Genomic DNA, 26,140 nt, shown 5'->3' on the forward strand with positions numbered 1-26,140 from the left:
GTCAGGCGGTCACCTCCGAACGGTCGCCGCCCCAGAGGGTGTGGAAGGAGCCCTCGCGGTCGGTGCGGCGGTAGGTGTGGGCGCCGAAGAAGTCGCGCTGGCCCTGGGTGAGCGCGGCCGGCAGGCGGGCGGCGCGCAGTGAGTCGTAGTAGGCCAGGGCGGTGGAGAGGCCGGGCGCGGGGATGCCGAGGCGCGCGGCGGTGGCGACGACGTCGCGCCAGGCGTCCTGGGCGTCGCCGACGGCCTCGGCGAAGTGGTCGTCGGTGAGCAGGGTGGGGGTGTTCGGGTCGGCCTCGTAGGCGGCGCGGATGCGGTCCAGGAAGCGGGCGCGGATGATGCAGCCGCCGCGCCAGATGGCGGCCGTCGCGCCGAGGTCGATGTTCCAGCCGTACTCGGCGCTGCCCGCCTGGATCTCGTGGAAGCCCTGCGCGTACGCGACGATCTTCGAGGCGTACAGGGCCTTCTCGACGGCGTCGGCGAAGCCGGGGCCGGCGTCGCCGGTGCGGGACGGGCCGGGCAGGTTCTGGGCGGCGTCGCGGAGGGCGGCGTGGCCGGAGACGGAGCGGGCGAAGACGGCCTCGGCGATGCCGCCGACGGGGACGCCGAGGTCGAGGGCGGTCTGCACGGTCCAGCGGCCGGTGCCCTTCTGCTCGGCCTGGTCGAGGACGACGTCGACGAACGGTTTCCCGGTGGACGCGTCGGTGTGCGCGAGGACGTCGGCGGTGATCTCGATGAGGTAGGACTCCAGGCGGCCGGTGTTCCAGGTGCGGAAGACCTCGGCGATCTCGGCGGGGGCGAGGCCGGCGGCGTGCCGGAGCAGGTCGTAGGACTCGGCGATCAGCTGCATGTCGGCGTACTCGATGCCGTTGTGCACCATCTTCACGAAGTGGCCGGCGCCGTCGGGGCCGACGTGGGTGCAGCAGGGCGTCCCGTCCACCTTGGCGGAGATGTCCTCCAGCAGCGGGCCGAGGGCGGCGTAGGACTCGGCGGAGCCGCCCGGCATGATGCTCGGGCCGTGCAGCGCGCCCTCCTCGCCGCCGGAGATGCCGGTGCCGACGAAGTGGATGCCGCGGTCGCGGAGGGCGGCCTCGCGGCGGCGGGTGTCGGTGAAGTTCGCGTTGCCGCCGTCGACGATCATGTCGCCGGGCTCCAGCAGCGGGGCGAACTCGTCGATGACGGCGTCGGTCGGGCCGCCCGCCTTCACCATGATCACCAGGCGGCGGGGACGTTCGAGGGAGGCCACGAACTGCTCGGGCGTCTCGGCCGGCAGGAACGTCCCCTCGTCGCCGAACTCCTCCACCAGAGCCTTCGTCCGGGTGTGGGTGCGGTTGTGCACGGCGACGGGATGCCCGTGCCGGGCGAGGTTGCGGGCCAGGTTCCGGCCCATCACCGCCAGCCCCGTGACGCCTATACGCGCCTTTTGCATTGGCTCTCTCCTCCTCGTGTGCGACCCTGACCAAGGGGTTGTACGCGGATCATGATCGCCCCGTTCGAGGCCGCGCCCCGCATGCCGGTGTCCGGCCTGGGAACGGGGCGCGTTCAGGATCTCTTCAATGGTGTCATTCTCCAGGGGGTATGGATGCTCGGACTGCCGGACGAGTCGGCGGCGTGTCTCTTCGATCTCGACGGGGTGCTGACCCGGACGGCGGCCGTCCACGCCGCCGCCTGGAAGGAGATGTTCGACGGTTACCTGCGTGCGCGGGCGGAGCGGTCCGGTGAGCCGTTCACCGAGTTCGACCCCGTGAAGGACTACGGCCGGTACGTCGACGGCAAGAAGCGCGAGGACGGGACGCGTTCGTTCCTGGAGTCGCGCGGCATCGAGCTGCCGGAGGGCGTCCCGGACGATCCGCCGGAGACGGAGAGCATCCGGGGGCTCGGCAACCGCAAGAACGCGCTGGTGCTCAGGTTCATCGAGGAGAAGGGCGTCGAGACGTTCGACGGCTCGATCGCCTACGTCCGCGCCGCGAGGGCGGCGGGGCTGAAGACGGCGGTGGTGTCGTCCAGCGCGAACACCGTGCAGGTCCTGCGGACGGTCGGCATCACCGACCTGTTCGACGCGCGGGTCGACGGGGTGACCGCCGCGGAGCGGAACCTGCCCGGCAAGCCCGCCCCCGACATGTTCCTCGCGGGGGCGCGGGAGCTCGGCGTCCCGGCCGCGCGGGCGGTGGTGTTCGAGGACGCGCTCGCCGGCGTCCAGGCGGGACGGGCCGGCGGGTTCGCGTACGTGGTGGGCGTCAACCGGGTGGACGGCGCGCACGCCGAGGCGCTGGCCGGGCACGGCGCCGACATCGTCGTCTCCGACCTGTCGGAATTGCTGGAGGTCAAGTGACCGAGAGGGATGGCCAGGCCGCGGCCGACCGGCCCCTGTTCACGGTGGAGCCGTGGTGCGTGCGGGAGCCGGAGCTCCGGCTGGACCGGCTGGCGCAGACCGAGTCGGTGTTCACGCTGTCCAACGGGCATGTCGGCCTCCGCGGCAACCTGGACGAGGGGGAGCCGCACGGCCTGCCGGGCACGTACCTGAACTCCTTTTACGAGCAGCGTCCGCTGCCGCACGCCGAGACCGCCTACGGCTACCCGGAGATGGGCCAGACGGTCATCAACGTCACCAACGGCAAGGTGATCCGGCTGCTGGTGGACGACGAGCCGTTCGACGTGCGCTACGGCCGCGTCCATCATCACGAGCGGGTGCTGGACATGCGGGCGGGCACGCTCACCCGGCATGTGGAGTGGACGTCCCCGGCCGACAAGACGGTCAGGGTGACCTCGGTCCGGATCGTGTCGCTGACGCAGCGGGCCATCGCGGCGATCTGCTACGAGGTCGAGCCGGTGGACGAGGCGGTCCGGGTGGTCGCGCAGTCGGAGCTGGTGGCCAACGAGGCGCTGCCCGGCGGCGGCAAGGACCCGCGGGCGTCGGCGATCCTGGAGAGCCCGCTGGTCAGCGAGGAGCACGTCGCCAACGGCACGAAGGTCCTGCTGCTGCACCGGACGCGGCAGAGCGGGCTGCGGATGGCGGCGGGCATGTCGCACGACATCCAGGGCCCGGAGTCGATGACGATCGACACCGAGAGCTCGAAGGACGTGGGCCGGCTGACGGTCGCGACGCGGCTGGAGCCCGGGCAGCGGCTGCGCGTCGTCAAGTTCATCGCGTACGGGTGGTCGAGCCAGCGGTCCCGTCCGGCGTTGCACGACCAGGTGGTCGGGGCGCTGGCGGGTGCGCGGCGGACCGGCTGGGACGGCCTGCTGACCGAGCAGCGCGAGTATCTGGACGAGTTCTGGGAGGGCGCGGACGTCGAGGTCGACGGCGACGCCGAGATCCAGCAGGCCGTGCGGTTCGGGATGTTCCATGTCCTGCAGGCGGGCGCGCGCGCAGAGCGCCGCATGATCCCGGCCAAGGGCCTGACGGGGCCCGGCTACGACGGCCACACGTTCTGGGACACCGAGACGTTCGTCATGCCCGTGCTGACGTACACCTCACCGGGCGCGGCGGCGGACGCGCTCGCCTGGCGGCACATGACACTGCCGCTGGCGTGCGAGCGTGCCGTCCAGCTCGGCCTGGACGGTGCCGCGTTCCCCTGGCGGACGATCCGGGGCCACGAATGCTCGGGGTACTGGCCCGCCGGGACGGCCGCGTTCCACATCAACGCCGACATCTCCGACGCCGTCGTCCGGTACGTGGACGCCACGGAGGACGAGCAGTTCGAGCGTGAGATCGGCCTGGACATCCTGGTGCAGACCGCGCGGTTGTGGCGGAGCCTCGGCCACCACGACGTCGGCGGCGTGTTCCGCATCGACGGGATCACGGGCCCCGACGAGTACAGCGCGGTCGTGGACAACAACGTCTACACCAACCTCATGGCGCGCCGTAATCTGGAGGAGGCCGCGGAGATGGCGATGCGCCACCCGGACGTGGCCGACCGGCTCGGGGTGGACGCCGAGGAGGCCGCGTCGTGGCGGGACGCGGCGGCGGCCATGCTGATCCCCTACGACGAGCGGCTGGGCGTCCACCCGCAGAGTGAGAGCTTCACCAACCACGCCCGCTGGGACTTCGCGGCCACCAAGCCCGACCACTATCCCCTGCTGCTGAACTACCCGTACTTCGACCTGTACCGCAAGCAGGTCGTCAAGCAGGCGGATCTGGTGCTCGCGCTGCACCTGTGCGGGGACATGTTCACCGAGGAAGAGAAGGCCCGCAACTTCGCCTACTACGAGGGGCTGACCGTCCGGGACTCGTCGCTGTCGGCGCAGACGCAGGCCGTGGTGGCGGCCGAGGTCGGCCAGCTGGAGCTGGCGCACGACTATCTCGTTGAGACGGCGCTGATGGATCTGCACGACCTGAACCGCAACACCCGCGACGGGCTGCACATCGCCTCGATGGCGGGGGCGTGGAGCGGGCTCGTCGCCGGCTTCGGCGGGATGCGGGCGGGCCGCGGCCGGCTGCGGTTCGCGCCGCGGCTGCCGGGCGGCATCAGCCGGCTGGCGTTCCGGATGCGGTACCGGGGCAGCCGGATCAGGGTCACCGTGACCGCGGAGGCGGCCCGCTACGAGCTGATGGACGGCCCGGGCATGAAGCTGTGGCACCACGGGGAGCCGTTCCCCCTCGGTGACAAGCCGGTCGAGCTGCCGATCGGGCAGATACCGGCGCGTCCGGCGCCGACCCAGCCGGCGGGACGGGAGCCGGCCCCGCGCCGCATCGACCCGCACGGCCGCGATCTCCGCGGCCGCTAGTCCACAGGCGCGCGGCCCCTGGTCCGCGGCCCCTGGTCCGCCGGCACGGCCGCCGGTACGTCTAGTGCGCGGGGGTGCAGGGGTCGCCGCCGTCCCCGTCCGGCGCGGCCTCCGGGCCGGCCGGGGCGTCGCCGGTGCCGTGCCCGACGAGGAGCCTGCGCGGTCCCGGCCCTTGGTCGCCGAGCCGGTCGTAGGGGTTGGCGAGGGCGCATCTGCTGATCGACAGGCAGCCGCAGCCGATGCAGTCGGTGAGGTCGTCGCGGAGCCGTTCGAGCTGGCGGATGCGGCCGTCGAGGTCGCTGCGCCACGTCTCCGACAGCCGCGCCCAGTCCGCGACGGTGGGGGTGCGTTCCTCGGGGAGCGTGGCGAGGGCGTCGCGGATGTCAATGAGCGGGATGCCGACCCGCTGCGAGACCTTGATGAACGAGACCCGGCGGAGCGTGTCGCGGCTGAAGCGCCGCTGGTTGCCCGCCGTGCGGCGGCTGCTGATCAGCCCCTTGGACTCGTAGAAGTGCAGCGCCGAGACGGCCACGCCGCTCCGCTCGGCGAGCTGCCCGACGGTCAGTTCGTGTACCCGGTGCTCTAGCCGCGTCATGCCCCGAATCCTATGCGACCTCAACTCCGGTTGAGGTTCCGGACCGGGTGCCGGGTGGCTGCGGCCGGTCGCGGGGGCTAGTGCGGGACGGCCGCGCCCATCCCGCGTTCCCGTCCGGCCGTCCGGCCGAGCCGGCGCAGCCGGAACGCGGCGCCGCCCCTGCTCCCTGCGGGAAGCGTCAAGGCCGGTCGCGGACTCCGCAAAGCCCGCGACCGGCCTCGGCTCACGCCTCGCCGGCCCGGTGTCGACCCGCCGGCCCGGGGTCAGTGCTCCAGTCGGCGGACCAGGCCGTGGTACTCGTCCCACAGCGCCTTCGGCATGTGGTCGCCGAACTTCTCGAAGTGCTCGGGGACCAGGGCGGCCTCCTGCTTCCACACCTCGGTGTCGACCGACAGCAGCGTGTCGAGGTCGGCGTCGGCGATGTCCAGGCCCCCGGTGTCGAGCGCCTGCCGGGTCGGCAGGTGCCCGATCGGGGACTTGACGGCGTCGGCCTGCCCGTTCAGGCGCTCGACGATCCATTTCAGGACGCGGCTGTTCTCGCCGAAGCCGGGCCAGATGAACTTGCCGTCGGCGTTCTTGCGGAACCAGTTGACGTAGTAGATCCGGGGGAGCTTCTCGGCGTCGGTGGCCTTGCCGATCTCCAGCCAGTGGCCGAAGTAGTCGCCCATGTTGTAGCCGCAGAACGGCAGCATGGCGAACGGGTCGCGGCGCAGCTCGCCGACGGCGCCCTCGGCGGCGGCGGTCTTCTCGGACGCGACGTTGGCGCCGAGGAACACGCCCTGCTGCCAGTCGAACGACTCGGTGACCAGCGGGACGGCCGACGCGCGCCGGCCGCCGAACAGGATCGCCGAGATCGGGACGCCCTTCGGGTCCTGCCACTCGTCGGCGATGATCGGGCACTGCCCGGCCGGGGTGGTGAAGCGGGCGTTCGGGTGGGCGGCCGGGGTCTGGGAGTCCGGCGTCCAATCGTCGCCCCTCCAGTCCGTGAGGTGCGCGGGCGGCTCGTCGGTGAGGCCCTCCCACCACACGTCGCCGTCGTCGGTGAGCGCGACGTTGGTGAAGATGCTGTTGCCCCACAGCGTCCTCACGGCGTTGGCGTTGGTGCTCTCGCCGGTGCCGGGCGCGACGCCGAAGAACCCGGCCTCCGGGTTGATCGCGTAGAGGCGGCCGTCGTCGCCGAACCGCATCCAGGCGATGTCGTCGCCGATCGTCTCGACCTTCCAGCCCGGGATGGTCGGCTCCAGCATGGCGAGGTTGGTCTTGCCGCACGCCGACGGGAACGCCGCGGTGACGTAGCGGGTCTCACCGGACGGCGGTGTCAGCTTCAGGATGAGCATGTGCTCGGCCATCCAGCCCTCGTCGCGCGCCATCGTGGACGCGATCCGCAGCGCGTAGCACTTCTTGCCCAGCAGCGCGTTGCCGCCGTACCCGGACCCGTAGGACCAGATCTCCCGGGTCTCGGGGAAGTGGGTGATGTACTTGGTGGAGTTGCAAGGCCACTTGGCGTCCTTCTGGCCGGGCTCAAGCGGGGCGCCGACGGAGTGGACGGCCTTGACGAACGACCCGCGCTCCTCGATGAGCCGCAGCGCGCCCTCGCCCATCCGCGTCATGATCCGCATCGACACGGCGACGTAGGCGGAGTCGGTGATCTCAACGCCCAGCTGCGAGATCTTGCCGCCGAGGGGTCCCATGCAGAACGGCACCACGTACATGGTGCGGCCCTTCATGCAGCCGTCGAAGAGACCGTCGAGGGTCTGCTTCATCTCGGCGGGCGCGACCCAGTTGTTCGTGGGGCCGGCGTCCTCCTCCTTCTCGGAGCAGATGAACGTCCGGTCCTCGACGCGCGCCACGTCCGTCGGGTCGGAGGCCGCGTGGAAGCTGTTCGGCCGCTTGGCCGGGTCGAGCCGTGTGAGGGTGCCCTGCTCGACGAGGAGGCCGGTCAGGCGCTCCCACTCGTCGTCCGAGCCATCGCACCACTCGACGCGGTCCGGCTTGGTCAGCTCGGCGATCCCGCGCACCCACTCGATCAGTTCGGTGTGGCCGGTTGGGGCCTGGTCGAGGCCGGAGACCTGGTTGGACACGGGCAACTCCTTCAGCTGTTCGCAGGATGTTTGCATGATGAACAAGACCCGCCGTTTTTGCCATTTGGTCTGGACCAATCCGGTCCGCTATTGGCCCTTCCCTGCCCCTTTTGTGGCTGATATCACTTACGTACGGGCGCCGAGGGCCGCGTGCCACCATGCCCGGGTCTGGATACGGTCAAGCTGGGTAAACGTGAGTCTCGGTGGCCTTCACGGCCGCCCATATGAGGCTGCCCTCGGACAATTGGAGCTCCGCGACGGCCGCCGGAGTCACCTCCGCGACGGCGTCGAAAGGCGGCCCGGACAGCCGTACCCTGACGCGGTCCCCCTGCCGCTCGATCGCGGCGACGCGGGTGCGCCAGAGGTTGCGGGGGCTGCCGTCGGGACGGGTCCGGTACAGCGCCACCGAGGATGGCGCGAAGGCTAGGAAGACCTCACCTTCGAGTGAGTCCACAGTGTCGATCGTCCCGGCGCCGGCTCCGATCACCCCGTCACCGACCACCCCGTCACCGATCAGCACGGTCCCGCCCGCCGCGCGACCCCGGTACAGGTTCAGCCCGACCAGGCGCGCGACGTAGTCGGTGCGGGGCCGGCGGGCGACGTCGGCGGGCGTCCCCTCCTGGACGAGACGTCCGCCCTCGACGACGACGATGCGGTCGGCCAGCACCATCGCGTCCAGGGGGTCGTGCGTGACCAGCACCGCCGCGCCCGCGAACCCGGCGAGATGGCGGCGGAGCGCGGCCCGGATCTCCAGCCGCGTGTGGGCGTCGAGGGCGGCGAGCGGCTCGTCCAGCAGGAGCAGGCCCGGCTCGACGGCCAGCGCCCGGGCGAGCGCGACACGCTGCGCCTGACCGCCCGACAGCGCCCGGGGCCGGACGGCCGCGAACTCCGCGAGCCCGACCCGGTCCAGCCAGTCCGCGGCGCGGCGGCGGGCGGCGCGGCGGCCCGCGCCCTGGCAGCGCGGCCCGAAGGCGATGTTCTCCAGCGTGGTGAGGTGCGGGAAGAGCAGGTAGTCCTGGAACACCATGCCGATGCCGCGGCGGTCGGGCGGCAGCGGACGCAGATCGGCCCCGTCCAGCCGGATATGGCCGCCGGCCATCGGGACGAGCCCGGCGAGAGCGCGCAGCGCGGTGCTCTTGCCCGCCCCGTTCGGGCCGAGCAGCGCAACGACCTCGCCGGGCTCGGCGGTGAGCGCGAGGTCGAGCTCGAACGCGGCGCGCCGCACGACGAGCCGCGCGTCCAGCCCCCGGCCCCCTGCCCCGTGTGCCGGGACGACCCCCCGCGCTTCCCGGTTCGCCTCGCTCATGCGGAGGCGTCCATCCAGCGGCCCCGGAGGGCGGCGAGGACGACGACCGACACGGCCAGCAGGACGAGGCTCAGCACGATCGCGGCCTGCGGGTCGGTCTCCAGCGCCAGGTAGACGGCCAGCGGCATCGTCTGCGTCCGGCCGGGGAAGTTGCCCGCGAACGTGATCGTCGCCCCGAACTCGCCGAGCGCCCGCGCCCAGCACAGCACGGCCCCCGCCGCGACCCCGGGCGCCACGAGCGGCAGCGTCACCCGCCGGAAGACCGTCCAGCGGCCCGCGCCGAGGGTGGCGGCGGCCTCCTCGTAGCGCAGGTCGGCGCCGCGCAGCGCGCCCTCCACGCTGATCACCAGGAACGGCATCGCCACGAACGTCTCGGCCAGCACGACCCCGGCGGTGGTGAACGGGAACGTGATCCCGAACGTGGAGTCCAGCCATCCGCCGATCAGCCCGCGCCGCCCGAGCACGAGAAGCAGCGCGACACCGCCGACCACCGGCGGCAGCACCAGCGGCACGGTCACCAGGGCCCGGACGAGCCGGACGCCCGGAAACCGGACCCGCGCCAGCGTCCAGGCCAGCGGGACGCCGAGCAGCAGGCACAGGCCGGTGGCGAGGGTGGCGCTGACCAGCGACAGGCGCAGTGCCTCCAGCACCTGCGGCTGCATGAGGCGGGTGCCGAGCGTGGACCACGGGGCGCGGACGAGCAGCCCGACCATGGGCAGCACCAGGAAGGCGAGCCCCGCCAGCGCGGGCAGCAGCAGGATCCACGGCGGGCGCCCCGCCAGGCGGTCGCCCTCCCGCACCCGGGACGCCCTCACGGCGCCTCGAACCCGGCCCGGCTCAGCGCCGTCCTGCCCCGCTCCCCCAGCACCAGCTGGATGAACTCCTTCGCAAGCGCACTGTGCGGAGCCTCGGCGACCTCGACGATCGGGTAGTCGTTCGCGGCCCGCGCGGCCTCGGGGAACTCGATCCCCCTGATCTTCTCCCCCGCCGCCTCGACGTCGGTGCGGTAGACGAGCCCGGCGTCGGCCTCGCCCAGGATGACCTTGGTGAGGACGGCCTTGACGTCCCGCTCCTGCGACGCCGGCTCCAGTTCGATCCCGGCGGCGCCGAGCGCCTCCCGCGCGGCCGCCCCGCAGGGCACCTGCACGGCGCACAGGACGACCTTGAGCCCGGGCCTGGACAGGTCGCCGACCGCCGCCACCCCGCCGGGATCCTCCTGCGGGACGGCGATGACCAGCCGGTTCCGGGTGAACACCCGCGGCCGCCCGGCCGCGTCGCCCGCACCGGTCACGGCCGCCATCGTGGCGGGGCTCGCGGACGCGAACACGTCCGCCGGGGCGCCCTGGGTGATCTGCTGCGCGAGCGTCGAGCTGCCGCCGAAGTTGAACCTGACCCGCACGCCGGGATGGGAGCCCTCGAACGTCTCGCCGAGCGCGGTGAACGCCTCGGTGAGCGAGGCCGCCGCGAACACCGTCAGCGTCTCGCCGCCGCCCGTCCCGGACGAGCCGCCGTCCTCGATGCCGCCGCACCCCGCCACGACCGTGAGCAGCAGGGACACCGCCGCCGTTCGCTTGATCACGGACCCTCCCCCGGGGCGTCAGCCCGGCTCGGACACTTCGACGACGACGTTGGTGGACTTCACGACGGCCTCGGCGACCACGCCCACCCGCAACCCGAGATCGTCGGCCGCCTCCCGGCTCATCAGCGACACGATCCGGAACGGCCCGGCCTGGATCTCCACCTGCGCCATCACCCCGTCGCGGACGACGTCGGTCACGATGCCCCGCATCCGGTTGCGCGCGGACGAGAACCGCTCCCCCTGGTCGGACGGCCCTCCCCCGCGCGCCTGATCGCGCACGAAGGCGGCGAGCTCGGGGCCCGGCACCAGCCGGTGCCCGTGCTCGTCCCGGGACGCCGGGAGCCGCCCGCCGTCCACCCAGCGGCGGACGGTGTCCGCGCTGACTCCCAGCAGCGCGGCCGCCTCACTGATCCTGAACGTCGTCACAGGGCACAGGGTATCCCCTCGCAGATGCAAGCCGAGGCGCGCGGCTACCGCATCGAATACAAGCCCCGCCGCCTTCCTTCGCTGGCAAATGCCGCCCGCCGGGTCAGATCCCGGGCTCCGTCTCCGGCGGCACGGCCCCTGCGGCGTGTTCATGGCCGTGTGGAGTGGTTTAGTCCGGGTATTGGGTGATTTAAACGACAATCACACGCCCGGTCAGGAGGAATGATCATGACTGGGACCATGCGCGCACCACGTACCCGGGGCCTGCTCAGCGGGACACTGCTGGTGCTGCTGGGCCTGTGGGGCGGCCTGCTCCCCTTCGTCGGCCCGTACTTCGGCTTCGGCTTCGCGCCGGACGACACCTGGGTCTACGACACCGACCGGCTGCAGCTCAGCATCGCGCCCGCGGCGGCCGTCGTGCTGGGCGGGCTGATCGTGCTCGCCGTCGCCAACCGCGCGTTCGCGATGTTCGGCGCCTGGCTCGCCGCGCTCGGCGGAGCCTGGTTCGCCGTCGGGCACACCCTCGCCGGGCTGTGGGACGTCCCCGGCGTCGGCGCCCCGCTCGGAACGGACGAGGGGCAGCGGATCGCCGAGCAGCTCGCCGGATTCACCGCGCTCGGCATCGTCATCGCGTTCCTCGCCGGCCTCGCACTCGGCCGCTTCGCCGTCCTCGGCGCACGGGAGGCGGCACGGGGGACGGCGGGGCAGCCCGAATCCGAGCATCCCGGTGCGAACACCACCCAGCCGCTCGTGTACGGGCGCTACGCGCGGGAGAACCCGCCCGGGCAGGCACCGCCACCGCCACGACCCGGTGACCAGCAGGTGGCGGGCGAACCCCGCTACGACCGGTAGCCCACCCGGACCCGGACCGGCCCGTCAGCGGTCGGGGTTGCGCATGTTGCGGACGGACTTGGTGGTCTCGTAGCTGCCCCGCTCATCGTCCAGCCGCACGTCGTCGCGGTCGGTGAACATGGCGACGAAGGCGACCAGGAGGCCGACACCGCCGATCCAGGGCTCCCGCCATGCGAAGCTGAGCGCCACGCAGACGACAGCACAGGAGATGAGCAGCAAGAGCTTCACGTCGCACCCCTCGACCCGCGCCCTGATGTCCGGTAGATCCGGTCACTCCGGACTCGAACGTGCACTTCGCGCGGGATCGACGAGTAATGGAAGACTTACTCGCCCCCGCAGAAAGCATCCTGACATGCCGCGGCCCGCCCGGGAAAGATCCCCGGCGGGCCGCACGCCGAATATTTCCGCTACTTCTTGCCCTTGCCGCGCTTTTCCCGGATCTTCATGGCGATGTCGAGGGGCGTCCCGGCGAAGCCGAACTCCTCGCGCAGCCGCCGCTCGATGAACCGCCGGTACCCCTCCTCCAGGAACCCGGAGGTGAACAGCACGAACCGCGGCGGCCGCACCCCGGCCTGCGTCGCGAACAGCACGCGCGGCTGCTTGCCGCCCCGCACCGGGTGGGGGTGCGAGTTCACCAGATCGGCGAAGAACTGGTTCAGCTTGGACGTGGGGACGCGGGTGCCCCAGCCGTCCAGGGCCGTCTCGATCCCCGGCACGAGCCTGTCCATGTGCCGGCCCGTCTTGGCGGAGATGTTCGCCCGCGGCGCCCACCGCGCGTTGTGGAGCTGCCGGTCGATCTCCCGCTCCAGGTAGTGGCGGCGCTCCTCGTCCAGCAGATCCCACTTGTTGTAGGCGATGACCAGCGCCCGGCCCGAGTCGATCACCATCGAGATGATCCGCAGGTCCTGCTCGGCGAGCGGCTGGTCGGCGTCCACCAGGACCACCGCGACCTCGGCGCGCTCCAGCGCCGACTGGGTGCGCAGCGTCGCGTAGAAGTCGGCGCCCTGGTTCTCGCGGTGCCGCCGCCTGATCCCCGCCGTGTCGATGAACCGCCACGTCTTCCCGCCGAGCTCGATCAGCTCGTCGACCGGGTCGCGGGTCGTCCCGGCCACCGGGTCCACGACGGCCCGCTCCTCCCCCGCCAGCTGGTTCAGCAGGCTCGACTTGCCGACGTTCGGACGGCCCAGCAGCGCGACCCGGCGCGGCCCGCCCGGCTCACCGAACGTCTCCGGCGGGGCCTCCGCCGGCAGCGCCTCCAGCACCGCGTCGAGCAGATCGCCGCTTCCGCGCCCGTGCAGGGCGCTGACCGGGTGCGGCTCACCGATGCCCAGCGACCACAGCACGGCCGCGTCCGCCTCGGTGCCCATGTTGTCGACCTTGTTGGCGACCAGCACCACCGGCTTGCCGGACCGGCGCAGGATCTCCACCACGGCCTCGTCGACGTCGGTCGCGCCCACCGTCGCGTCCACCACGAACATCACGACGTCGGCCAGCTCGACCGCCAGCCGCGCCTGCTCGGCGATCGCCGCGGCCAGCCCGGACGAGTCCGGCAGCCACCCGCCGGTGTCGACGACGGTGAACCGCCGGCCGCTCCACGTCGCGTCGTAGGCGACCCGGTCGCGGGTCACGCCCGGCACGTCCTCCACGACCGCCTCACGGCGGCCGAGGATCCGGTTGACGAGGGTGGACTTGCCGACGTTCGGCCGCCCCACCACCGCCACGACCGGCGCCGGGCCCTCGTCCTCGGGGACGTCCTCGACGACGTCCACCGTTTCGATCTCGTAATCGCTCACTGTGACATCCCCGCGGGGGCCGTCAGGCCGCCCGCTCACTCATGCTCTTTGGCGAGGCGGACGATCGCCTCGATGACCTCGGCGAGGCTCAGCTCGGTCGAGTCGATCTCGTGCGCGTCGCCCGCCCTGGTCAGCGGCGACGCCTTCCGGGTGGAGTCAAGCCGGTCCCGCCGGGCCTGCTCGGCCCGCGTGACGGTCACCGACGCGCCCGGGTCGGCCGCGAGGTCCTTCGCGCGGCGCCGCGCCCGCATCTCCTCGCTGGCGGTCAGATACACCTTGACCGGCGCGTCCGGGGCGACGACCGAGCCGATGTCGCGGCCCTCCACCACGATGCCCCCGGCCCCGATGATCTCGCGCTGCAGCTCCACGAGCCGGGTGCGGACCGCCGGGACGGAACTGACCGCGCTGACCGCGTTCGTCACCTCACGGGTGCGGATCGGCCCGGACACGTCCGTACCGTCCACCGTGATCGCCGGCGCGTCCGGGTCGGTGCCGGACTCGATGACCGGTTCGAGCGCGCGGGCCGCGACGGCACCGCCGTCCTCGACCGGCACGCCGTTGTCCAGCATCCACCACGTCATGGCGCGGTACATCGCGCCGGTGTCCAGGTAGCGGAGCCCGAGCGCGCGGGCGACGCCCTTGGAAGCGCTGGACTTGCCCGACCCGGAGGGGCCGTCCATGGCGATGACGAGCGGCACGATCGCTCCCTCTCTGTTCCGTTGAGGCGCCCTCCGGCGCGGGCCGCGGGCGGATCGGGCGGCGGTCACCGCCGCGCCGGTGCGCAGGTGTCCCCGGACGAGCCCCGGCGAACCAGGCTACCGGCCCCGGCGCACTCCCCGCGCCGCCGCTCGCACGGCCGCGCCGCGGGCCGTCCGCTAGGGCACCGACCAGCCGCGGGCGCGCAGCTCGGCGGCCAGCCGTTCGGCCGCCTCCGGCACCACCGACAGCTCCAGCACGCCCAGCGGGCGGCCCGGCGAATGCTCGATCGTCACGTCCTCGATGTTGACCCCCGCGATCCCCGCCGCCTGGAAGATCATCGCGAGTTCGCCCGGACGGTCCGGGATGACCACCGGGACGGTCGCGTAGGCGGGCTGGTCCCCGCCGTGCTTGCCCGGGATGCGGGACCGGCCCGCGTTCCCGCGCAGCAGCAGGCCCGCCACATGGGCGGCGGCCTCCTCGCTGCCGTCGCGCAGCAGCGACGCGGCCACCGCGAGATCGGTCGCGACGGCCTCCAGCACGTCCGCGACCGGCTCGGAGTTCGCCGACAGGATCCCGATCCACAGCCGGGGGTCGCTGGCCGCGATCCGGGTGACGTCCCGGACGCCCTGACCCGACAACCCGAGCGCCACGTCGTCGGCGCCGGTGAGGCGTGCGGCGACCGCGGCCGACACCACATGCGGGCCGTGCGAGACCAGGGCGACGGCCCGGTCGTGCTCGGCGGCGTCCACCTCCACCGGCATCGCGCCGCACGCCTTCACGAGATCAGTGACGACCTCGACCGTTTCCGGCGTCGCGCCCGCGGGCGCGCACAGCGCCCACGGGCGGCCGAGGAACAGGTCCGCGCGGGCGGCGCCCGGCCCCGACCGCTCACTGCCCGCCAGGGGATGCCCCGCCACGAACGTCGTCAGGTCACAGCCCAGCTCGGCGGCCTGCGCCAGCGGCTGCGCCTTCACGCTCGCCACATCGGTGTAGGCGGTCGCGAGGCCGCGTTTCTGCGCGTCCAGCAGCGTCACCGCCACCGCCGCCGGCGGCACCGCGAGCACCGCCAGATCGGCGGGCTCCGCGTGCGCCCCGTCCGGCACCGCCTCACCGGCGCCCAGCTCCACCGCCAGCGCCAGCGCGGCCGCGTCCCGGTCGGTCAGCAGCACCTCCGCGCCGCGCTCCCGCATCGCCAGGGCGATCGACGTCCCGATCAGCCCCGTCCCGACCACGACGATGCGCCGCGCCACCACGTCCTCACTCACGCCGGTCACCCTACTGCGCCCCGTCTTCCGCCGAGCGATGCCTACTGTGCGATGTCGAGGCGCAGCGCCGTGGCGCCGCGCAGGTAGACGTGCTGGACGTCCGAGCGGGGACGGCCGGTCTCGATGTGGGCCATCAGCCGGATCACCCGGGGCAGCGAGCCGGGGACGGCGATCTCCGAGGCGCACAGCAGCGGCACCTCGTGGAAGCCGAGCTTGCGGGCGGCGAGCGCCGGGAACTCCGCCGTCAGGTCCGGCGTGGTCGTGAAGATCACGCTGATGACGTCGTCGGTGCTCAGCTCGTTGCGGGCCATCACCTCGGCGACGAGTTCCGTCGTCGCCTCCAGGATCTGGTCCCGGTCGTCGGCCTCGACCTGCGTCGCCCCACGGACCGCGCGTACCGTCACAGCCGTTCCCCTCCTCGTGTCCGCCGGCTACAGCCCGACGACCTTGTACAGCTCGCCGATCTCCTGCACGGACAGCGCCCGCATCGTGCCCGGCTTCAGCGACCCGAGCCTGATCGGCCCGAACTCTATTCGGGCCAGCTGCTGGACGGGGAACCCGACCTCCTTCAGCAGCCGCCGGACGATGTGCTTGCGTCCCTCGTGCAGGGTGATCTCGACCAGCACGCGCCTGCCGACCTGGTCGAAGATCCGGAACTTGTCGGCCTTGGCGGGGCCGTCGTCCAGCGTCACGCCGGCCCTCAGCCGCTTGCCGAGGTCCCGCGGGATCGGACCGTGGATCTCGGCCAGGTAGGTCTTGAAGACCCCGTAGCTCGGGTGGGTGAGGCGGTGCGAGAGCTCGCCGTCGTTGGTGAGCAGGATCAGGCCCTCGGTGTCGGTGTCCAGCCGGCCGACGTGGAACAGCCGCTCGGGCACGTCGACGTACTCGGCGAGGGACTTGCGGCCCCGCTCGTCCGACATCGTGCTCACCACGCCGCGCGGCTTGTTGATCGCGTAGTAGCGCATCTCGGCGCGGGTCTCGACCCGCATGCCGTCCACATGGATGACAGCGTGATCCGGGTCGACGCGCTCGCCGAACCGGAACACCTTCTTCCCGTCGACGGTGACGCGGCCCTCGCCGATCAGCTCCTCGCAGTGGCGGCGGCTGCCGATCCCGGCCTCGGCCAGGACCTTCTGCAGCCGCACGCCCTCATTGTCGGTCACTGGGCCCCTCGCCTGGCGGCTCGGCGCCCGTGACCGGACGGTGCTGTGCTTGCCTGGTTCGCTGCGTTCCTCGCCCGGGGGCTCGTCGCTTCGCTCACGTGTCCTCAACTATGTCGTCTGGAAGGTCATCGGGCAGGAAGGGGGCGAGCTCGGGCAGCTCGTCGAGGTCGCGGAGCCCGAGCCGCTCCAGGAAGTACCCGGTGGTGCGGTACAGGTGCGCCTGCGACTCGGGGTCCTGCCCGGCGTCCTCGATCAGGCCCCGCAGCGTCAGGGTGCGCATCACCCCGTCGCTGTTGACGCCGCGGATCGCCGACACGCGCGCGCGGCTCACCGGCTGACGGTACGCGACGACCGCGAGCGTCTCCAGCGCGGCCTGCGTCAGCCGCGCCTGCTGCCCGTCGGTGACGAACCGCTCCACGACCGGGGCGCACACGTCCCGGGTGTAGAACCGCCAGCCGCCGGCCACCTCTCTCAGGTCGAACCCGCGGCCCTGCCCGGTGTATTCCTCGGCCAGCTCCCGCAGCGTCTCCGCGATCTCGCCGCGGGGACGTTCCAGCAGCTGCGCGAGCGTCATCTCGGTGACGGGCTCGTCCACCACCAGCAGGATCGCCTCGATCGAGGCGCGCAGCCCCGGAAGCTCCGGCGCGTCCGCGCCGGGTTCCTCAGTCATCGTCTCCCTCGTCCCTCTGGTCCTTCTCGCCGTTCCGGCCGGCGTCGTCCTTCTTGGGAACGCCCTCGTAGTCGTCGCCGACCTCGATGTCGCCCTCGTCGGTGCCGACCCAGGTCACGTGCAGATCCCCGAGGGGCTCCAGCTGCTCGAACGCGACGTACTGGTCCCGGTACAGCTCCAGCAGCGCCAGGAACCGCGCGACGACCTCGTATGTGCCCTCGGCGTCGGACGCGAGGACGCGGAACGTCGTCCGGCGGAGCCGGCGGAGCCGTTCCACGACGATCGCGGCCTGCTCGGTGACGCTGGCCTTCGGCTGGTAGATGTGCTCGACGGAGACCGACGGCGGCTCCTTGGGCGTGAAGGCCCTGGCGGCGACTCGGGCGAACTCCTCGGGCCCGAGACCGAGCAGCACCTCCGGCAGCAGGTTCGCGAACCGCGGCTCCATCGGCACGACGCGCGGGAACCGGCGGCTCGCGTCGGCGATCCGCCCGGCGAACACCCGCGCGACCTCCTTGTAGGCGCGGTACTGCAGAAGCCGCGCGAACAGCAGGTCGCGGGCCTCCAGCAGGGCCAGGTCGTCCTCGTCGTCGACCTCGCCGGACGGCAGCAGCCGGGCGGCCTTGAGGTCCAGCAGGGTCGCGGCGACGAGCAGGAAGTGGCTGGCCTGGTCGAGGTCCCAGTCCTTGCCGTGGGAGTGGATGTGCGCGATGAAGTCGTCGGTGACCTTGTGCAGCGACACCTCGGTGATGTCGAGCTTGTGCTTGGAGATCAGCCCGAGCAGCAGGTCGAACGGCCCCTCGAAGTTGTCCAGGTGGACGCGGAACCCCTGCTCCTCCCCGGTCTCCTGCCCGGCCCCCCGCTCCGGCTCCGGCGACGTTTCGTCCACGTCGCTCACGGTAGCGGAGGTCACCTCCCGCGCTGTGCTCACCGGCCACATCGTCCCACGCGCGGCGCGTCCTCGCACCACGGCCGGTCACGAGCGGTGACGGCGCGGGCGCGGGCGCGGCGTCCCTACCGCCCGGTCATCCGCGCGACGAGGTCCTCCGCCTCCGACCGGGTGTACCGCCCGGAGATCATCACCAGGCCGCCGGTGATGGGGCCGCCGGACACCGAGGGCGCCGAGACGACCCTCCCGCCGACGATCATCGCGATCCGCCGGCCGGGAGAGCCCGCCGGCTGCTCGGCGGCCTTGCCGGTCAGCCGCCCGAACGCGGCCCCGTCGGGGGTGGTGAGCTCCAGCTGGACGGCCCAGCCGGTCTGGCCCGACCCCGGCTCCGGGGGCACCGCCTCGATGCGCTCGACCCGCTCGACGGTCATGCGTTCCGGGCCGAGCCGCAGGCAGCCGGCGTCTTCGGCGTCCGGCACGGTCCCGGATCCGCACGGCGGCCGGGAGGTCTCCGCGACCTGCTGGAAGATCATCGGCTCGCGCAGGTCCGCCGGGCCGCTCCCGCCGTCCCCGCCGCCCACGGCATCGCGGATGACGAGGAACACCGCGGCGCCCGCCAGCAGCACGCCGAGCGTCAGGAGGGCGACGACGATCACCACCCGTCTCCCGGCTCCCCGGTCCGGCGGAGGCCCGCAGGGCGGCGGGAACGCACCGTACGGCGGCTCGTACGGCGGGCCGGGCGGAGGCGGGGGCGGGGGGCCGGGGGGCTGGGTCACGGCGTGTCCGGTTCGTCAGGGGGCGCCGCGCAGGCGGCGGACCAGGGTGCTGTGCTCGCCGTGCGCGTCGAAATCGTTGATCATCGCGGCGACGGCCTCGCGGACGAGGCGGCCCCGGTCGACGGGCAGGCCGTGCTCGCCGCGCAACGTCAGGCGGAGCTGCTCCAGCGCGAACAGCTCGTCGGAGGAGATATAGACCGTGATCTTGGAATCGTGGCGCTGCCGCCCGGTGGGAGACCGGGGCTGCGGCGCTGACGCCCGCACGGGCGGGGACGGACGGAAGATCTCATCGACACCGGGCAGCCTTACCCGACGTGAGCCCACCTTCCGAGCACCTCCCGCGCCAGACCCCGGTATGCGTTCGCTCCCATCGAGTTCGGGTCGAAGAAGGTGATCGGCTCCCCGGCGACGGTCGCGTCAGGAAACCGTACCGTGCGGTTGATGACCGTGTGGAAGACCTTCTCGCCGAAGGCCTCGACGATGCGTCCGAGGACCTCGCGGGTGTGCAGGGTGCGCGAGTCGTACATGGTGCCGAGGACGCCGTCGATGACGAGTTCCGGGTTGATCCGGCCCTGTACCTTCTCGATGGTCTCCATCAGCAGCGCGACGCCGCGCATCGCGAAGTACTCGCACTCCAGCGGGATCAGCACGCCCTCGCTCGCGGCCAGCGCGTTGACGGTGAGCAGGCCGAGCGACGGCTGGCAGTCGATGAGGATGTAGTCGTAGTGGGGGATGGCCGACTTCAGCGCCCCCTGCAGGATGTACTCGCGGCCGACCTCGTGGACGAGCTGGACCTCCGCGCCGGACAGGTCGATGTTGCTCGGGAGCAGCTCCATCCCGTCGACACCGGTCTCGATGACGATGTCCTCCCACTCGGTGTCGCGTTCGAGCAGCAGGTTGTGGATCGTCACGTCGAGCTGGCGCGGGTCGCCCATGCCCAGGCCGACCGACAGGGCGCCCTGCGGGTCGAAGTCGACGAGGAGGATGCGGCGGCCGTACTCGGCGAGCGCCGCGCCCAGGTTGATGGTCGTGGTCGTCTTGCCGACGCCGCCCTTCTGGTTGCAGACGGCCACGATCCGTGCGGGCCCGTGCTCGGCCAGGGGTTCCGGTTCCGGAAACACCGGCACGGGTCGCTGAGTGGGCCCGAGAGCCCTGCTCGGATCGGTCTCTATGGTGGCGGAGGAAAGGACTCCATCCGCACCGTTAGTGCTGGTCACCAGATCCCTCCCCGGCGGCCCGGAAATGCCATCCAGAACGGGGACTCTAGGCCCGCCGAACCCGGGTCTCAAGCCGACGCGCGCCGAACGTCGCGATTTGTCGGCGCAGCGGTTCGCCCGATTTGTCCCTGCGGGTGCCGTCTCGCGGCCCGCCGGTCAGCTCCGCGCACGCGGATGCGAGGTGGCGTAGACCTCGCGCAGCAGCTGCACGGTCACCAGCGTGTAGACCTGCGTCGTGGTCACCGAGGCGTGCCCGAGCAGTTCCTGGACGACGCGGACGTCGGCTCCGCCGTCCAGCAGATGAGTCGCGAACGAGTGCCGCAGCGTGTGCGGGGACACCTCCGACAGGTGCGCCCGGTCGGCGGCGGCGCGCAGCACCATCCACGCGCCCTGCCGCGACAGCCGCCCGCCGCGCGCGTTCAGGAACAGCGCCGGGCCGCCCCGCCCCGCCCCGGCGAGCTCGGGACGCGCCCGCACCAGGTAGGCGTCCACGGCCTCGCGGGCGTAGTCGCCGATGGGCACGACCCGGGCCTTGCCGCCCTTGCCCGCCACACGGGCGAACCCGTCCCGCAGGTCGAGGTCGTCGACGTCCAGGCCGACGGCCTCCGAGATGCGCGCCCCCGACCCGTACAGCAGCTCCAGCAGCGCGCGGTCGCGCAGGCCCCGCGCCGTGCCGGGGTCGCCTCCGGACGGCCCCGCCGCCGCGGCGAGGAGCCGCTCGACCTCCTCAAGGGAGATCGCCTTCGGCAGCCGCCGCGGCGGCGTCGGCGGCTTCACGTCGTGGGCGGGGTCGCCGGCCGCCAGGCCCTCGCGCAACGCGAAACGATGCAGGCCCCGGACGGCGGCCAGCGCCCGCGCCGCCGAACCCGCCGACAGCGGCGGATGGTCGTCGTCGCCCTCCCGCAGGCTCACCAGGTACGCGCGGACATCGTCCTCGGTGATCTCGCCGACGGCCCCGCGGCCCCGCCCGTCCTGCACCCGCACATAGCGGCGCAGATCACGGCGGTAGGAGCTGAGGGTGTTCGCGGCCAGGCCCCGCTCGACGGCGAGGTGCCCCAGATACGTGCGCACGGCCGAGCCGAGCGCGGAACCGGCGCCGGCGTCGTCCACGGCGGGCCGCGCGGTGCTCCGGGGGGTCGGGCTCGGGGACAGTGCGGCACCTCTTCCGGCGGTGGCTACGGGGACCCGCCCATCATGCCCCCTCCCGCCGCGGACGGGGACCTCATCCGGGGTCAGGCCTCCGGCGCGTCGACCGGACGCAGCCCCGCGAACCCGGACGCGCGGGCCGCGTGCGCGGCCAGCACCCCCATACAGGCGATCATGTTGTGCAGGTCGCCGGCCAGCGCCTTGCGGACCGCCTCCTCCAGCGGCACCCACACGACCGGCATGTCGGCCTCCTCATGGACCCGCTCGAAATCGATCTGGTCGGCGGGCACCTCGGTGACGCCGCGGGCCAGGAAGATCCGGACGCGCTCGTCGGTCATCCCGGGCGACGGGTACACGTCCAGCAGCGTGTCCCACCGCTCGGCGCGGTACCCGGCCTCCTCCAGCAGCTCCCGCTCGGCGAGCTTGTGCAGCGGCTCACCGTCCACGTCCCGCAGCCCGGCGGGCGCCTCCCACAGCAGCCGCCCCACGGGATGCCGGTACTGGCGCAGCAGCAGCACCCGGTCACGGTCGTCGAGGGCGAGGACGCCGACGGAACCGATGTGCTCGATCACGTCGCGGTCGACGACCTCGGTGCCGTCGCCGCGCGGCATCTCCACCCGGTCGCTGCGGACACCGAACACGCGCCCCCGGTAGACCGTGGACTCCGCCACGACCCGCCACCGCGCCGGACCGTCGCGGACGTCGTCCGGGCCGAGTTCCCCCGCGGGACTCATGAGACGGTCACGTTCCCCGCGCCGCCATCGCCCGCGCGGTCCGCCGCGTAGTCGAGGGAGGCGGCGACCAGGCCGGTGAACAGCGGATGCGGGCGCGTCGGCCGGGACCGGAACTCCGGATGCGCCTGCGTGCCGACGAAGAACGGGTGCCGGTCGCGCGGCAGCTCGACGTACTCGACGAGGCGGCCGTCGGGCGACAGGCCGGAGAACAACAGCCCCGCCTCCTCCAGCCGGTCCCGGTAGGCGTTGCTGACCTCGTAGCGGTGCCGGTGCCGCTCCGACACCTTGGCCTCCCCGTACAGACCCCGGACCACCGACCCCTCGGCGAGGTCCGCCGGGTAGAGGCCGAGCCGCATCGTCCCGCCCATGTCGCGCTCACCGGCGACGACGTCGAGCTGGTCGCTCATCGTGGCGACGACGGGGTCGGCGGTGGTGGCGTCGAACTCGGCGCTGCCGGCGTCGGCGAGCCCCCCGAGCGTCCGCGCCGCCTCGATCACCATGCACTGCAGGCCCAGGCAGATGCCGAGCAGCGGGACGCGGTTCTCGCGGGCGTGCCGGACCGCGCCGATCTTGCCCTCGATGCCGCGGACCCCGAACCCGCCGGGCACGAGCACGCCGTCGACGCCGTCCAGCTCCCGCTTGGCGCCCTCCGGGGTCTCGCAGTCGTCGCTCTTGACCCAGCGGATGTGGACCTTCGCGTCATTGCCGAACCCGCCGTGCCGCAGCGCCTCGGTGACCGACAGGTAGGCGTCGGGCAGGTCGATGTACTTGCCGACCAGCGCGATCGTCACCTCCCTGGCCGGCTTGTGGACGCGCCGCAGCAGCTCGTCCCAGGCGCCCCAGTCGACATCGCGGAACGGCAGGTCCAGGCGGCGCACCACGTAGGCGTCCAGGCCCTCCGAATGCAGCACCTTCGGGATGTCGTAGATGCTGGCCGCGTCGACGGCCGACACGACCGCCTCTCGGTCCACGTCGCACATCATGCTGATCTTGTGCTTGAGCCCGTCGGTGATCGGCCGGTCCGAACGGCACACGATCGCGTCGGGCTGGATGCCGATGGAGCGCAGCGCCGCGACCGAATGCTGCGTCGGCTTGGTCTTCAGCTCCCCGGACGGCCCGATGTAGGGCAGCAGCGACACGTGCAGGAAGAAGCAGTTCTCCCGTCCGATCTCATGCCGGATCTGCCGCACCGACTCCAGGAACGGCAGCGACTCGATGTCGCCGACCGTCCCGCCCACCTCGGTGATGACGATGTCGACCCCGTCGTCGGCCGCCATCCCGATGATCCGGTCCTTGATCTCGTTCGTGATGTGCGGGATGACCTGCACGGTGTCGCCGAGATACTCCCCGCGCCGCTCCTTGGCGATCACGTTCGAGTACACCTGGCCGGTCGTGACGTTCGCCGAACCGTGCAGCTCGGTGTCCAGGAACCGCTCGTAGTGGCCGATGTCCAGGTCCGTCTCGGCACCGTCGTCGGTGACGAAGACCTCCCCGTGCTGGAACGGGTTCATCGTTCCCGGGTCGACGTTGAGGTAAGGGTCGAGCTTCTGCATGGTGACCCGGAGGCCGCGGAGGGTGAGAAGCCTCCCGAGGCTGGACGCCGTCAGTCCCTTGCCGAGGCTCGAGGCGACACCGCCGGTAACGAAGAGATGCTTGGTAGGCCGTGCTCTACCAGTGACTGCCGAAGGCAAGAAGGGCTCCCGTGGTGGTTGCGAGGCGGCTGTTGCCACTGTCCACGGGCCTCTAGCTTATTGCATTCACCTCGTCCTTCGGGCCCTGGGTACTGCTGTGTTCCTTGCAGTGCCCTTGGCGTCGGGCCTTGAAGGCCGTCCTTCGGCGGGCACTGCGTGCGATCGCTGCATCGCTCCGGCTCGCCTTGCGGCTCGCTGCGCGATCAGGTTCTCGCTTCGCTCGCACCTGCCTTCGGACGCGATCGCGACTGTTGGGGTCGTCGCGTGGCTGAGCCGGTGGCCGATGCGGGCGCGGACGGTGGCCGGCGCAGGTTGAGGGGGTGTGTTCATGGCACCGCCCTCCTGCTTGGGCCTGGCCCTCCGTCGCCGGGCCGGCTCGGTGCGCAGTCGGTCCTTGCTAGCTCGAAAGCGCCTTCGCCTCAGGTTGCGTGGGTGAGGCAGGCGTGTGCCGCGGGGTCGCCGTCAGAGTCTCGGGGTCGCTGCGGTGGGCATGATGGTGCGGAGCTGGCGGGTCAGCTCGTCGATCAAGGAGCGGGCCTGGTCGGCGGCGGTGCGGGCGGCGTCGCGTTCCTGGGACAGTTCGGCGATCTGCGCGCGCTGCTCGGTGACGGCCTGCGCGAGCTGGTCGACCCACTGGTCGCGCTCGGCGAGCTTCTCCGCGACCGCGTCGCGTTCGGCGGCCATCTGCCGCATGCCCGCCACGGCCTTGTCGCGCTCGCGCCCGGCCTGGTCGGCCCGGCCGCGGGCCAGGGTCAGCTCGGACTCCGCGCGCGCTTGGGCCTGGACGGCGGCCTCGCGGGCCCGCTCGGACGACTCCCTGGCCTTGGCGCTGCCGTCACGCTCACGCTCGGCCTTCTTGGCGGCCTCCAGCGACTGTGAGGCCGTGTCGAGGGCCTGCTGGCGCTCGGCCTCGGCGGCCTCGGCCCGCCCGGCGGCATCCTGGATGCGCCGCTCGGCCTCCTGCGCCCGGCGCTCGGAGTCCTGCGCGCGGCGTTCGTTCTCCTGGGCGCGGCGCTCGGCGACCTCGGCGCGGCGGCGGGACTCGTCGGCCTCGTTGCCGGCCGCGACGATGGCGTGCTGCAGGTTCTGCGCCGTCATCTCGGCGTCGGTGACCTTGGCCCGCAGCGCCGACAGTTCGGCGTGCGCGGACTCCAGGCCCCGCGACAGCTCCGCGGCCTGGTCGGCGACGCGGTCGCGCTCGGCTTCGGCGGAGCGGCGGCCGGCGACTGCGTCCTCCACGGCGCGGAGCGCGTCGTCGCGGGCCTCGCTCATGGCGTCGCGCTGCTGGATCGCCTGCCGGACGGTGGCCTCGGCCTCGGCGACCCGGCGTTCGGCCTGCTCGACCTGGGCCTGCACCTGCTCCATCTGCGCGCGGGTCTGCTCGGCCTGCGCGCGCGCCTGGTCGGCCTGGATACGCGCCTGCTCGGCCTGGTTGCGCGCCTGGTCGGCCTGGGCGCGTCCCTGCTGGGCCTGGTTCCAGGCGGCGGCCGCGTCCCGCTGCGCGTTCTCCTTCTCGGTCTGCAACGCGGCGATCTGGGTGACGGCCTCGTTCTGGACCTCGGCGACCCGGCGGTCGGCGTCGGCGAACTGCCGCTCGGCCTCGACCGCGCGGCGGTCGGCCTGCTCGGCCTGGCCGCGGGCGCGCTGCACCTCGCCCCAGGCGGCGGCCGCGTCGCGCTGCGCGGCCTCCTTCTCCGCCTGGACGGCCGCGACCTGGGAGGAGACCTCGTTCTGGGCGTCGCCGAGGCGGCGTTCGGCCTCCACGGCCCGCCGCTCGGCCTGCTCGGCCTGGCCGCGGGCGCGCTGCACCTCGCCCCAGGCGGCGGCCGCGTCGCGCTGGGCGGACTCCCGCTCGGCCGCGATCGCCGCGACCTGCGAGGCGATCTCGGTCTGGGCCTCGTTGACCTTGCGCTCCCCGGCGGCGAGCGCGTCGCCGATGAGGTCGGCCATCTGGCGGAGCCGCTCCACCATGTCCCAGGGCTGGGCCTCGGGCTGCTCCGGCTCGGGACGCACCATCTCACCGGTGCGGCCGTGCTGCCCATGGTGGCCGTGCCTGCCCTGCTGACCGGCTTGGCCGGGCTGCTGGCCGGGTGGCTGCTGCTGCGCGGCGGGGCCGGGCAGCGCGGGCTTGGACATCTGGATCGGCTGCTGGGCGGCCGGGACCGGCGCCTCGGGCGCGCGGTTCGGGTCGCGCCCCATGGCGGTCCAGGGTGACCCCGCGTCCGGGACTCCGCGGGAACCGCCCGATCCGTTCAGCTCACTCACTGCTCTCCTCGCCTCACGGCTCGGTGCCACGTGAACACAATGGCTGTGCTCATCGTGGTCGCGGCGCTGCTCGCCTGGCGGCTCGTCATTTCGCTCACGTGTCTCCTCGCCTGGCGGCGCCCGGCCGCGTTCGCGGGGGTCGGTGTGCACATCTCGTTCGCTCCGCTACCGGCCCTGAGCCTCGTCGCTTCGCTCACTGAAGGCACTCTAGTCCCGACCAGCGGAACCTTTGCCCAGTTTGGGGTTTACTTTCTTGATCCTCGCGAGGTAT

Annotated in this window: 25 protein-coding genes; 3 read left to right on the forward strand and 22 right to left on the reverse strand. The window is 72.7% G+C overall.

Annotation, left to right across the window (positions count from 1 at the left end):
• Position 1 precedes the first annotated feature (1 nt).
• Positions 2 to 1,426, reverse strand: a complete 1,425-nt coding sequence (gene gndA / locus ACTWPP_RS16660) for an NADP-dependent phosphogluconate dehydrogenase (protein ID WP_443105167.1) — start codon at positions 1,424 to 1,426, stop codon at positions 2 to 4.
• A 153-nt stretch (positions 1,427 to 1,579) separates the two neighbouring features.
• Between gndA and ACTWPP_RS16665 the strand changes: the two genes are divergently transcribed.
• Positions 1,580 to 2,329 (forward strand): HAD family hydrolase, encoded by a 750-nt coding sequence (locus tag ACTWPP_RS16665; protein WP_443105168.1) that lies wholly within the window; start codon positions 1,580 to 1,582, stop codon positions 2,327 to 2,329.
• The gene (locus ACTWPP_RS16670) at positions 2,326 to 4,725 is read left to right on the forward strand and encodes a glycoside hydrolase family 65 protein (protein WP_443105169.1); all 2,400 of its coding nucleotides are present in this window, start codon (positions 2,326 to 2,328) and stop codon (positions 4,723 to 4,725) included. Before ACTWPP_RS16665 ends, ACTWPP_RS16670 begins: the two co-directional genes overlap by 4 nt.
• 61 nt (positions 4,726 to 4,786) lie before the next feature.
• Here ACTWPP_RS16670 and soxR read toward each other — a convergent pair whose 3' ends face one another.
• The 6 genes from soxR to ACTWPP_RS16700 form a co-directional block, all read right to left on the reverse strand.
• Complete coding sequence (soxR, locus tag ACTWPP_RS16675; RefSeq protein WP_443105170.1) at positions 4,787 to 5,320, reverse strand: redox-sensitive transcriptional activator SoxR; 534 nt, start codon at positions 5,318 to 5,320, stop codon at positions 4,787 to 4,789.
• Positions 5,321 to 5,583: 263 nt separating this feature from the next.
• Positions 5,584 to 7,401 (reverse strand): phosphoenolpyruvate carboxykinase (GTP), encoded by a 1,818-nt coding sequence (locus ACTWPP_RS16680; RefSeq protein WP_443105171.1) that lies wholly within the window; start codon positions 7,399 to 7,401, stop codon positions 5,584 to 5,586.
• 178 nt (positions 7,402 to 7,579) lie between these two features.
• The gene (locus ACTWPP_RS16685) at positions 7,580 to 8,707 is read right to left on the reverse strand and encodes an ABC transporter ATP-binding protein (RefSeq protein WP_443105172.1); all 1,128 of its coding nucleotides are present in this window, start codon (positions 8,705 to 8,707) and stop codon (positions 7,580 to 7,582) included.
• Positions 8,704 to 9,507: an ABC transporter permease gene (locus ACTWPP_RS16690; protein WP_443105173.1), complete on the reverse strand. Its 804-nt coding sequence runs from the start codon at positions 9,505 to 9,507 to the stop codon at positions 8,704 to 8,706. The genes ACTWPP_RS16685 and ACTWPP_RS16690 overlap by 4 nt, the downstream gene beginning before the upstream one ends.
• Before the next feature lie 11 nt (positions 9,508 to 9,518).
• A complete protein-coding gene (gene modA / locus ACTWPP_RS16695) occupies positions 9,519 to 10,286 on the reverse strand; it encodes a molybdate ABC transporter substrate-binding protein (RefSeq protein WP_443105174.1) in 768 nt (255 codons plus the stop codon).
• A gap of 18 nt (positions 10,287 to 10,304) precedes the next feature.
• On the reverse strand, positions 10,305 to 10,712 hold the full coding sequence (locus tag ACTWPP_RS16700; protein ID WP_443105175.1) for a TOBE domain-containing protein: 408 nt from the start codon (positions 10,710 to 10,712) through the stop codon (positions 10,305 to 10,307).
• A gap of 228 nt (positions 10,713 to 10,940) precedes the next feature.
• Between ACTWPP_RS16700 and ACTWPP_RS16705 the strand changes: the two genes are divergently transcribed.
• Entirely contained in the window at positions 10,941 to 11,564 is a 624-nt protein-coding gene (locus ACTWPP_RS16705; RefSeq protein ID WP_443105176.1) for a hypothetical protein, read from the forward strand.
• A gap of 24 nt (positions 11,565 to 11,588) precedes the next feature.
• Here ACTWPP_RS16705 and ACTWPP_RS16710 read toward each other — a convergent pair whose 3' ends face one another.
• The 15 genes from ACTWPP_RS16710 to ACTWPP_RS16780 all read right to left on the reverse strand — a co-directional run bounded on the left by ACTWPP_RS16710 (position 11,589) and on the right by ACTWPP_RS16780 (position 25,869).
• Positions 11,589 to 11,792: a hypothetical protein gene (locus tag ACTWPP_RS16710; protein ID WP_443105177.1), complete on the reverse strand. Its 204-nt coding sequence runs from the start codon at positions 11,790 to 11,792 to the stop codon at positions 11,589 to 11,591.
• Between the two features lie 179 nt (positions 11,793 to 11,971).
• Positions 11,972 to 13,357, reverse strand: a complete 1,386-nt coding sequence (gene der / locus ACTWPP_RS16715) for a ribosome biogenesis GTPase Der (RefSeq protein WP_443105178.1) — start codon at positions 13,355 to 13,357, stop codon at positions 11,972 to 11,974.
• A gap of 35 nt (positions 13,358 to 13,392) precedes the next feature.
• Entirely contained in the window at positions 13,393 to 14,055 is a 663-nt protein-coding gene (gene cmk / locus ACTWPP_RS16720) for a (d)CMP kinase (protein ID WP_443105179.1), read from the reverse strand.
• Positions 14,056 to 14,232: 177 nt separating this feature from the next.
• On the reverse strand, positions 14,233 to 15,321 hold the full coding sequence (locus ACTWPP_RS16725) for a prephenate dehydrogenase (RefSeq protein ID WP_443105180.1): 1,089 nt from the start codon (positions 15,319 to 15,321) through the stop codon (positions 14,233 to 14,235).
• 41 nt (positions 15,322 to 15,362) lie between these two features.
• Positions 15,363 to 15,725, reverse strand: coding sequence for a chorismate mutase (gene aroH, locus ACTWPP_RS16730; protein WP_443105181.1), 363 nt, complete (start codon positions 15,723 to 15,725; stop codon positions 15,363 to 15,365).
• A gap of 27 nt (positions 15,726 to 15,752) precedes the next feature.
• Positions 15,753 to 16,484, reverse strand: coding sequence for a pseudouridine synthase (locus tag ACTWPP_RS16735; protein WP_443105182.1), 732 nt, complete (start codon positions 16,482 to 16,484; stop codon positions 15,753 to 15,755).
• Positions 16,485 to 16,578: 94 nt separating this feature from the next.
• Positions 16,579 to 17,154: an SMC-Scp complex subunit ScpB gene (scpB, locus tag ACTWPP_RS16740; protein ID WP_443105183.1), complete on the reverse strand. Its 576-nt coding sequence runs from the start codon at positions 17,152 to 17,154 to the stop codon at positions 16,579 to 16,581.
• Positions 17,147 to 18,040, reverse strand: coding sequence for a segregation and condensation protein A (locus ACTWPP_RS16745; protein ID WP_443105184.1), 894 nt, complete (start codon positions 18,038 to 18,040; stop codon positions 17,147 to 17,149). The genes scpB and ACTWPP_RS16745 overlap by 8 nt, the downstream gene beginning before the upstream one ends.
• Before the next feature lie 125 nt (positions 18,041 to 18,165).
• On the reverse strand, positions 18,166 to 18,696 hold the full coding sequence (locus ACTWPP_RS16750; protein ID WP_443105185.1) for a SecDF P1 head subdomain-containing protein: 531 nt from the start codon (positions 18,694 to 18,696) through the stop codon (positions 18,166 to 18,168).
• A gap of 135 nt (positions 18,697 to 18,831) precedes the next feature.
• Complete coding sequence (locus ACTWPP_RS16755; RefSeq protein WP_443105186.1) at positions 18,832 to 19,140, reverse strand: hypothetical protein; 309 nt, start codon at positions 19,138 to 19,140, stop codon at positions 18,832 to 18,834.
• Positions 19,122 to 19,988 carry a ParA family protein gene (locus ACTWPP_RS16760; protein WP_443105571.1) on the reverse strand — a complete coding sequence of 289 codons (867 nt, stop codon included), beginning with the start codon at positions 19,986 to 19,988 and terminating at the stop codon, positions 19,122 to 19,124. The genes ACTWPP_RS16755 and ACTWPP_RS16760 overlap by 19 nt, the downstream gene beginning before the upstream one ends.
• 201 nt (positions 19,989 to 20,189) lie before the next feature.
• Complete coding sequence (locus ACTWPP_RS16765) at positions 20,190 to 21,143, reverse strand: site-specific tyrosine recombinase XerD (protein ID WP_443105187.1); 954 nt, start codon at positions 21,141 to 21,143, stop codon at positions 20,190 to 20,192.
• A gap of 122 nt (positions 21,144 to 21,265) precedes the next feature.
• On the reverse strand, positions 21,266 to 21,913 hold the full coding sequence (locus ACTWPP_RS16770; protein ID WP_443105188.1) for an NUDIX domain-containing protein: 648 nt from the start codon (positions 21,911 to 21,913) through the stop codon (positions 21,266 to 21,268).
• Positions 21,910 to 23,604, reverse strand: coding sequence for a CTP synthase (locus ACTWPP_RS16775; RefSeq protein WP_443105189.1), 1,695 nt, complete (start codon positions 23,602 to 23,604; stop codon positions 21,910 to 21,912). The genes ACTWPP_RS16770 and ACTWPP_RS16775 overlap by 4 nt, the downstream gene beginning before the upstream one ends.
• A 462-nt stretch (positions 23,605 to 24,066) precedes the next feature.
• Positions 24,067 to 25,869 (reverse strand): hypothetical protein, encoded by a 1,803-nt coding sequence (locus ACTWPP_RS16780; protein WP_443105190.1) that lies wholly within the window; start codon positions 25,867 to 25,869, stop codon positions 24,067 to 24,069.
• Positions 25,870 to 26,140: the final 271 nt, after the last annotated feature.

Source organism: Actinomadura sp. 3N407, assembly GCF_052245875.1.
Taxonomy (GTDB): Bacteria; Actinomycetota; Actinomycetes; order Streptosporangiales; family Streptosporangiaceae; genus Spirillospora.

Bases quoted from the DNA above. Each gene is read 5' to 3' on its own strand.
- gndA (WP_443105167.1), bottom strand. From the start codon at position 1,426: ATGCAAAAGGCGCGTATAGGCGTCACGGGGCTGGCGGTGATGGGCCGG.
- ACTWPP_RS16665 (WP_443105168.1), top strand. From the start codon at position 1,580: ATGCTCGGACTGCCGGACGAGTCGGCGGCGTGTCTCTTCGATCTCGAC.
- soxR (WP_443105170.1), bottom strand. From the start codon at position 5,320: ATGACGCGGCTAGAGCACCGGGTACACGAACTGACCGTCGGGCAGCTC.
- ACTWPP_RS16685 (WP_443105172.1), bottom strand. From the start codon at position 8,707: ATGAGCGAGGCGAACCGGGAAGCGCGGGGGGTCGTCCCGGCACACGGG.
- ACTWPP_RS16705 (WP_443105176.1), top strand. From the start codon at position 10,941: ATGACTGGGACCATGCGCGCACCACGTACCCGGGGCCTGCTCAGCGGG.
- scpB (WP_443105183.1), bottom strand. From the start codon at position 17,154: ATGACTGAGGAACCCGGCGCGGACGCGCCGGAGCTTCCGGGGCTGCGC.
- ACTWPP_RS16770 (WP_443105188.1), bottom strand. From the start codon at position 21,913: ATGAGTCCCGCGGGGGAACTCGGCCCGGACGACGTCCGCGACGGTCCG.